At 76.1% G+C, this 7,602-nt stretch carries 2 protein-coding genes; both read right to left on the bottom strand.

From position 1 onward, the window contains the following. The coding region (locus ACZ6ZR_RS38315; protein WP_465650615.1) for a type I polyketide synthase at positions 1-1,670 on the bottom strand (1,670 nt) is incomplete at its 3' end. Positions 1,671-1,713: 43 nt separating this feature from the next. Beyond that, the coding region (locus ACZ6ZR_RS38310) for a type I polyketide synthase (protein WP_465650613.1) at positions 1,714-7,602 on the bottom strand (5,889 nt) is incomplete at its 5' end.

Raw genomic sequence — 7,602 nt, 5'->3', positions numbered from 1 at the left:
AGGCCACCGGACCCGGCCGTCCCCCGCACCACACCCGGACCGTCCAGCGAACGCAGTGCCTCGGCGCCACCGCCGAGCACCACCGCCCGCTCCTCGAAGACGGCCCGGTCGGCCACCAGGGCCCGGGCCACCTCCAACTCCGAGTCGGTGGAGAGCAGTTCGGCCACCTGCGCGGCCCGCGCCGCGAGCGCCTCCGGCGAGCGGCCGGACAGCACGAGGGGCAGCACGGCCGGGGCGCCGACCGCACCGATGGGCTCGCCCGCCTCCTCGTCTGCCTCCTCGCCTGCCTCCTCCGGTGCCTGCTCGATGATCACGTGCGCGTTGGTCCCGCTGGCGCCGAAGGCCGAGACGCCGACCCGGCGCGGGCCGTCGACCTCCGGCCAGGCCCGCTGCTCGGTGAGCAGCTCCACGGCACCGGCGTCCCAGTCCACGTAGGGGGTGCGCTGCTCGGCGTGCAGGGTGCGCGGCAGCACGCCGTTGCGGATCGCCAGCACCGACTTGATCACGCCCGCGACGCCGGCGGCCGCCTGGGTGTGGCCGATGTTGGACTTCAACGAGCCGAGCAGCAGCGGCTGTTCGCGGTCCTGCCCGTAGGTGGCGAGGATCGCCTGGGCCTCGATCGGGTCACCGAGCCGGGTGCCGGTGCCGTGCGCCTCGACGGCGTGCACGTCGGCGGCGGCCAGCCGGGCCCCGGCCAGCGCCTGGCGGATCACCCGCTGCTGGGCCGGGCCGTTGGGGGCGGTCAGGCCGTTGGAGGCGCCGTCCTGGTTGACGGCGCTGCCGCGCAGCACGGCCAGCACGGGGTGGCCGTGGCGCCGGGCGTCGGAGAGACGCTCGACCAGCAGCAGGCCCACGCCCTCCGCCCAGCCGGTGCCGTCCGCCTCGGCCGCGAAGGCCTTGCACCGGCCGTCGACGGACAGGCCCCGCTGGCGGGAGAACTCCACGAAGCCCTGGGCGGTGGCCATCACGCTGACCCCGCCGGCCAGCGCGAGGTCGGACTCGCCGGAGCGCAGTGACTGGGCGGCCAGGTGGAGGGCGACCAGCGAGGAGGAGCAGGCGGTGTCGACGGTGACGGCCGGGCCCTCGAAGCCGAAGGTGTAGGAGATCCGGCCGGAGGCCACGCTGTCCAGGCCGCCGATCCCGAGGAAACCCTCCAACTCGCCCGGCGCGTCGTGCAGTCGGGGCGTGTAGTCGCTGCCGGCGATCCCGGCGAAGACCGCCGTCCGACTGCCGCGCAGCCCGGCCGGGTCGATCCCGGCCCGCTCGAAGGCCTCCCAGGCGGTCTCCAGCAGCAGCCGGTGCTGGGGGTCGGTGGCCAGCGCCTCGCGCGGCGAGATGCCGAAGAACTCGGCGTCGAACTCGGGTGTGGTGTCGAGGAATCCGCCGTGCCGGGTGTAGGAGGTGCCGGGGTGGTCGGGGTCGGGGTGGTAGAGCGCCTCCAGGTCCCAGCCGCGGTCGGCGGGGAACTCGCCGATGGCGTCGACGCCCTCGCTGACGACCCGCCAGAGGTCGTCCGGCGAGGCGATCCCGCCGGGCAGGCGGCAGGCCATGCCGACGATCGCGATCGGCTCGTGCTTGGCGCGCTCCACGTCCTGGAGCCGCTTGTTGGCCTTCTGGGCGTCGGCCAGGGCCCGCTTCAGGTAGTCCCTGAGCTTCTGGTCGTTGGACATGCTTGCCTCTCGGATCACGTTCGGGTGAGTGCGGTGCGGGCGCTCAGTGGGCGTCGGAGTTGCCGTCGATCAGGGCGAAGAGCTCTTCGTCGGTGGCGCTGTCGAGGTCGAACTCGTCGTCGGCCGACGAGGCTTGGCCCCAGCGGTCGACCAGGGCCCGTAGCCGGGCCAGCACCTCCTCGCGGTCCGGGTCGGACGGGCCGCCCAGCAGCCGTTCCAGCGCGGCCACCGACTCCAACCCGCCGAGCTCCGGCCCGCCGAGCTCCACCGCCCCGCCTCCGAGCGGGAGTTCGGCCAGCAGGTGGGCGGCCAGCGCGGCCGGGTTCGGGTGGTCGAAGACCAGCGTGGCGGGCAGGTCCAGGCCCGTCCCGGCACCGATCCGGTTGCGCAGTTCGACGGCGGTCAGCGAGCTCAGGCCCAGGTCCCGGAAGGCCCGGTCGGCGCCGACCTCCCCGGTGTCGGGGTGGCCGAGCACGGCCGCCGCCTCCCTCCGGACCAGGTCGAGCAGCAGCGCCTCGCGGGCCGACGGGTCGTCAACGAGGGTGATCCGCGCCACCCAGGGGGCGGCCTCCCCCGCCTCGGCGGCCGCGAAGGCCGGGGCCGTCACGGTGGAGTTGGTGACGGTGGCGTCCAGCCAGTACCGCCGGCGCTGGAAGGCGTAGCCGGGCAGCGCCACCCGGCGCGGCCGGGCTCCGGCCAGGACGGCCGGCCAGTCCACCGCGACCCCGCGCACCCAGAGCCCGGCGGCGGAGAGCAGGAAGCGCTCCAGGCCGCCGTGGTCGCGGCGCAGCGTGCCGGCCACCACCGATCCGCCGAGCACCGAACCGGGCCCGGCCCCGGCCGACTCCAGGGTCTCCTGGAGCGGGACGGTGAGCACGGGGTGCGGGCTGACCTCGACGAAGACCGTGTGGCCCTCGGCGGCCAGCGCCCGGGCCGCCTCCTCGAAGCGGACCGTCTCGCGCAGGTTGGTCACCCAGTACTCGGCGTCCAGCGCGGCGGTGTCCTGCCAGTCCCCGGTGACGGTGGAGAGCAGCGGCACCTCACCGGTGCGCGGGCGGATCGGGGCGAGCAGCTCCAGCAGCTCGGCCCGCAGCCCGTCGACCTGGGCGGAGTGCGAGGCGTAGTCCACCGGGATCAGCCGGGCCCGGACGTCCTGCGCCCGGTACCCCTCGACCAGCTCGGCCAAGGCCTGCGGCTCGCCGGAGACCACGGTGGCCGACGGGCCGTTGACCACGGCGACCGAGAGACGGCCGCCCCAGGCGGCGATCCGCTCGGTGACCTCGGCGGCGGGCAGCGCCACCGAGGCCATCCCGCCCTGACCGGAGAGGGCCAGGATGGCCCGGCTGCGCAGGGCCACCACCCGGGCGCCGTCGGCCAGGCTGAGGCCGCCGGCCACCACGGCGGCGGCGATCTCGCCCTGGCTGTGGCCGACCACCGCGTCCGGGCGGACGCCGTGGGCCTGCCAGAGCTCGGCCAGCGAGACCATCACGGCCCAGAGCACCGGCTGCACCACGTCCACCCGGTCCAGTCCGGGCGCGCCCGGCTCGCCGCGCAGCACGTCGAGCAGCGACCAGTCGGTGTGCGGGGCGAGGGCCGCCGCGCACTCCGCGATCCGGGCCGCGAACGCCGGTGCGGTGTCGAGGAGTTCGACCGCCATCCCGGCCCACTGGGAGCCCTGGCCGGGGAAGACGAAGACGGTCCGGCCGTCCACATCGGCCCGGCCGGTGACCAGAGCCGGCGAGGGGTCGCCGGCGGCGAGCAGCCTCAGCCCGGCCGGGTCGCCGACCACCACGGCGCGCTCCTCCAGCGCGCCCCGGGTGGTGACCAGGGCGTGCGCCACGTCGACCGGCTCGGCGGACTCCAGCAGTTCCGCCACCCGCCCGGCCTGCTCGCGCAGCGCCTGCGGGGTGCGGGCCGAGACCGCGAAGGGCAGCACCGGCGGGGTGGTGCCGCGCTCGGGCACGGCGGCCTCCTGCGGGGCCTGCTCGATGATGACGTGGGCGTTGGTGCCGGAGACCCCGAAGGAGGAGATCCCGGCCCGGCGCGGACGGTCCACGGCGGGCCAGTCCTGACGCTCGGTCAGCAGCTCGACCGCCCCGGCCGACCAGTCCACGTACGGGGACGGCTCGTCCACGTGCAGGGTCTGCGGCAGCACGCCGTGGCGGATGGCCTGCACCATCTTGATCACCCCGGCGGCGCCGGCGGCGGCCTGGGTGTGGCCGATGTTGGACTTCAACGAGCCGAGCAGCAGCGGCTGTTCGCGGTCCTGCCCGTAGGTGGCGAGCAGGGCCTGCGCCTCGATCGGGTCACCCAGGCGGGTGCCGGTGCCGTGGCCCTCGACGGCGTCCACCTCCTGCGCGGCCAGCCCGGCCTGCGCGAGCGCCTGCCGGATGACGCGCTGCTGGGACGGGCCGCTCGGCGCGGTCAGACCGTTCGACGCGCCGTCCTGGTTGACCGCGCTGCCGCGCAGCACCGCGAGCACCTGGTGCCCGTTGCGGCGCGCGTCCGAGAGCCGCTCGACCAGCAGCAGACCCACGCCCTCGCCCCAGCCGGTGCCGTCCGCCGCACCCGCGTAGGCCTTGCAGCGGCCGTCCTCGGAGAGCGCCCGCTGCCGGGAGAACTCCACGAAGGTGGTCGGGGTGGACATCACCGCCACACCACCCGCCAACGCGAGGTCGCACTCACCGGATCGCAGCGACTGGGCGGCCAGGTGCAGGGCGACCAGCGAGGAGGAGCAGGCGGTGTCGACCGTGACGGCGGGGCCCTCGAAACCGAAGGTGTAGGAGATCCGGCCCGAGGCCACCGACCCGGCGGTGCCGTTGCCGAGCCAGCCCTCCAGCTCCGCCGGGACCTCACGGACCCGGGGCGCGTAGTCGTGGTACATCACCCCGGCGAAGACGCCCGTCCGGCTGCCGCGCAGGGTGGCCGGGTCGATGCCCGCACTCTCCAGCGCCTCCCAGCCGGTCTCCAGCAGCAGGCGCTGCTGGGGGTCGGTGGCCAGCGCCTCGCGCGGGGAGATCCCGAAGAACGCGGCGTCGAACTCGGCGGCCCGGTCGAGGAATCCACCGTGCCGGGTGTACGAGGTGCCGGGCCGGTCGGGGTCCGGGTCGTAGAGGTTCTCCAGGTCCCAGCCGCGGTCGGTGGGGAACTCCCCGACGGCGTCCTGGCCTTCGGCGACCAGCTGCCAGAGCTCGTCCGGGGTGGTGACCCCGCCGGGCAGGCGGCAGGCCATGCCGACGATGACGATCGGGTCGTCCACCGGTGCCGCCTTCGGCACGGCGGTCCGCACGGCCGGGGCCGGTGCGGCGCCGAGCAGCTCGGTCAGCAGGTGGGCGGCCAGCGCTGTGGGGTTCGGGTGGTCGAAGACCAGCGTGGCGGAGAGCCGCAGGCCGGTGGCCGCGCCGATCCGGTTGCGCAGCTCGACGGCGGTCAGCGAGTCCAGGCCGAGGCTGGTGAACGGGCGCTGGGCGCCGACGCTCGCGGCGTCCGTGCCGAGCACGGCCGCCACCTCGGCGCGGACCAGGCGGAGCACCGTGGCCAGCCGCTCGGCCTCGTCGGCCAGTTGGGCCAGCCGTTCGGCGAGCGGGGTCTCTCCCGCCGCCGCGCCGCCGGTGCCCACCGCGCGGCGGGCCGGGCGGACCAGGCCGCGCAGCAACGCGGGCACTGGACGGCCGCGCAGTGCGGTCAGGTCCAGCGGGGCGGGCACCAGCACCGGACGGTCCGTCAGCAGCCCGGCCGCGTCGAACAGCGCGGCCCCCTCGGCCGAGCCGATCGGCCGGATGCCGAGCCGGGCCAGCCGGGCATGGTCGGTGGCGGACAGGTGGCCGGTGATACCGCTGGCCTCGGCCCACTGGCCCCAGGCCAGCGACTGGGCCGGCAGGCCGATCGAGCGGCGGTGCGCGGCGAGGGCGTCGAGGTAGGTGTTGGCGGCGGAGTAGCTCGCCTGTCCCGGCGAACCGAGCACGGCGGCGACGGAGGAGTAGAGCACGAAGGCGGCCAGGTGGTGACCCCTGGTCAGCTCGTGCAGGTGGCGGGCGCCGTCGGCCTTCGGGGCCCAGACGGTCTCCAGCCTGGACGGCGTCAGCGACCCGAAGACCCCGTCGTCCACCACGCCGGCGGTGTGCACCACGGCGGTGAGCGGGTGGGCCTTGGGTATCGCCGCGATGGCGGCGGCCAGCGCCTCGCGGTCGGCCGCGTCGGCAGCCACGATGGTGACCTCCGCACCCAACCCGGCAAGATCGTCGCGGAGTTCCGCCGCGCCGGGGGCCTCGGCGCCGCTGCGGGAGAGCAGCAGCAGGTGCCGCACGCCCCGCTCGGTCACCAGGTGACGGGCCAGCAGCCCGCCGAGGACTCCGGTGCCACCGGTGATCAGCACCGTGCCCTCGGGGGCCCAGGGCTGCTGCTCACCGGTCTCCGACGGGGCCACCCGGACCAGCCTTGGCACGTGCACCCGGCCTTCGCGGACAGCGAGTTGGGGCTCGCCGGAGGCCAACAGGGCCGCCAGGTCCCCGGGTTCGCCGTCCACCAGGACGATCCGCTCCGGGTGCTCGGACTGCGCGGAGCGCAGCAGGCCCCAGACCGGCGCCACCAGCGGGTCCGGCGTCTCGCCGGCCACCGCGACGGCGCCGGTGGTCCGGACCACCAGCCGCGAGCCCTCGTTGGCCTCGTCCGCGAGCCAGCCCTGAACGGCCGTCAGCACCTCGGCGAGCACGCCCTCGCGGGCCTCCACCGGCAGCAGCGTGTGGGACCCAGCCTCGTCCGCTTCGGGCAGCTCGGTCTCCGGCCACTCGACGGCGAACAGCGCGTCCCGGTCCAAGGCCGGAGCGCCGGCCAGCGCACCGTCCTGCACCGGCCGGGTGACCAGCGAGGCGACGGTGACCACCGGGCGGCCCTCGGTGTCGGTGGCCTCGATCAGGTAGTCGTCCGCACCGCTGACGGTGAGCCGGATCCTGATCCGCTCGGCGCCCGCCGCGTGCAGGGTGACGCCCCGGTAGGCGAAGGGCAGCCGTCGCACCCCGGCCGCACTCCCGTGCAGGGCCGGGAGTTGGGCGGCGGCGTCCAGCAGGGCCGGGTGGATGCCGAAGCGCGCGGCGTCCGGGGCGAGCTGCTCGGGCAGCGCGGCCTCGGCGTACAGGGTGTCCCCGTCGCGCCAGATGGTCTCCAGGCCCCGGAAGGCGGGACCGTAGTCCAGCCCGACCCCGGCCAGCAGCGCGTAGGCCTCCTCGACCGGGAGCTGCTCGGCGCCCTGCGGCGGCCAGGCGAAGGAATCGGCGGCGACGACGCGTTCGGAGAGCTGGCCGGAGGCGTGCCGGGTCCACTCCCCCGCCGTGCCCGTCCGGGAGTGCACGGTGACCGTACGGGTCCCGTCCTCGGCCGACTCGCCGACGGTGACCTGGAGTTGGAGGGCGCCCTCGGCCGGGAGCAGCAGCGGGGACTCGACCACCAGCTCCTCCAGGGTGGCCGCGCCGACCTCGTCACCGGCCCGGACGGCCAGCTCGACCAGGGCCGCGCCGGGTGCCAGCACGGTGCCGAGCGCGACATGGTCGGCCAGCCAGGGGTGGGTGCGCAGCGAGAGGCTGCCGGTCAGCACCACGCCCGAGGAGTCGGCCGGGGTGAAGGCCGCGCCGAGCACCGGGTGTTCGACCGGGCCGAGGCCCAGGCCACCCGCGTCGGCGGTACGGCGGGCGGGCTCCAGCCAGTAGCGGCGGCGCTGGAACGGGTAGGTGGGCAGGTCGAGCTGCGGGCGGCGGGCGCCGCCGAACAGCGCGGCCCAGTCCACCGGGTGGCCCTGGACGTGGATCCGGGCCAGGGCGGTGACGGCGGTCTCGGCCTCGCCCCGGTCGCGGCGCAGCGCGGCGGCCGTGACGGGTGCGTCGAGGGCGGCGCCGACCAGGCCGGTGAGCGTGCCGTCCGGACCGAGCTCGACGAAGCT

It is taken from the genome of Kitasatospora sp. NPDC088742 (assembly GCF_055584905.1).
The sequence above is the reverse complement of the archived record's forward strand: the minus strand, read 5'-3'. Positions and strand labels throughout refer to the sequence as shown.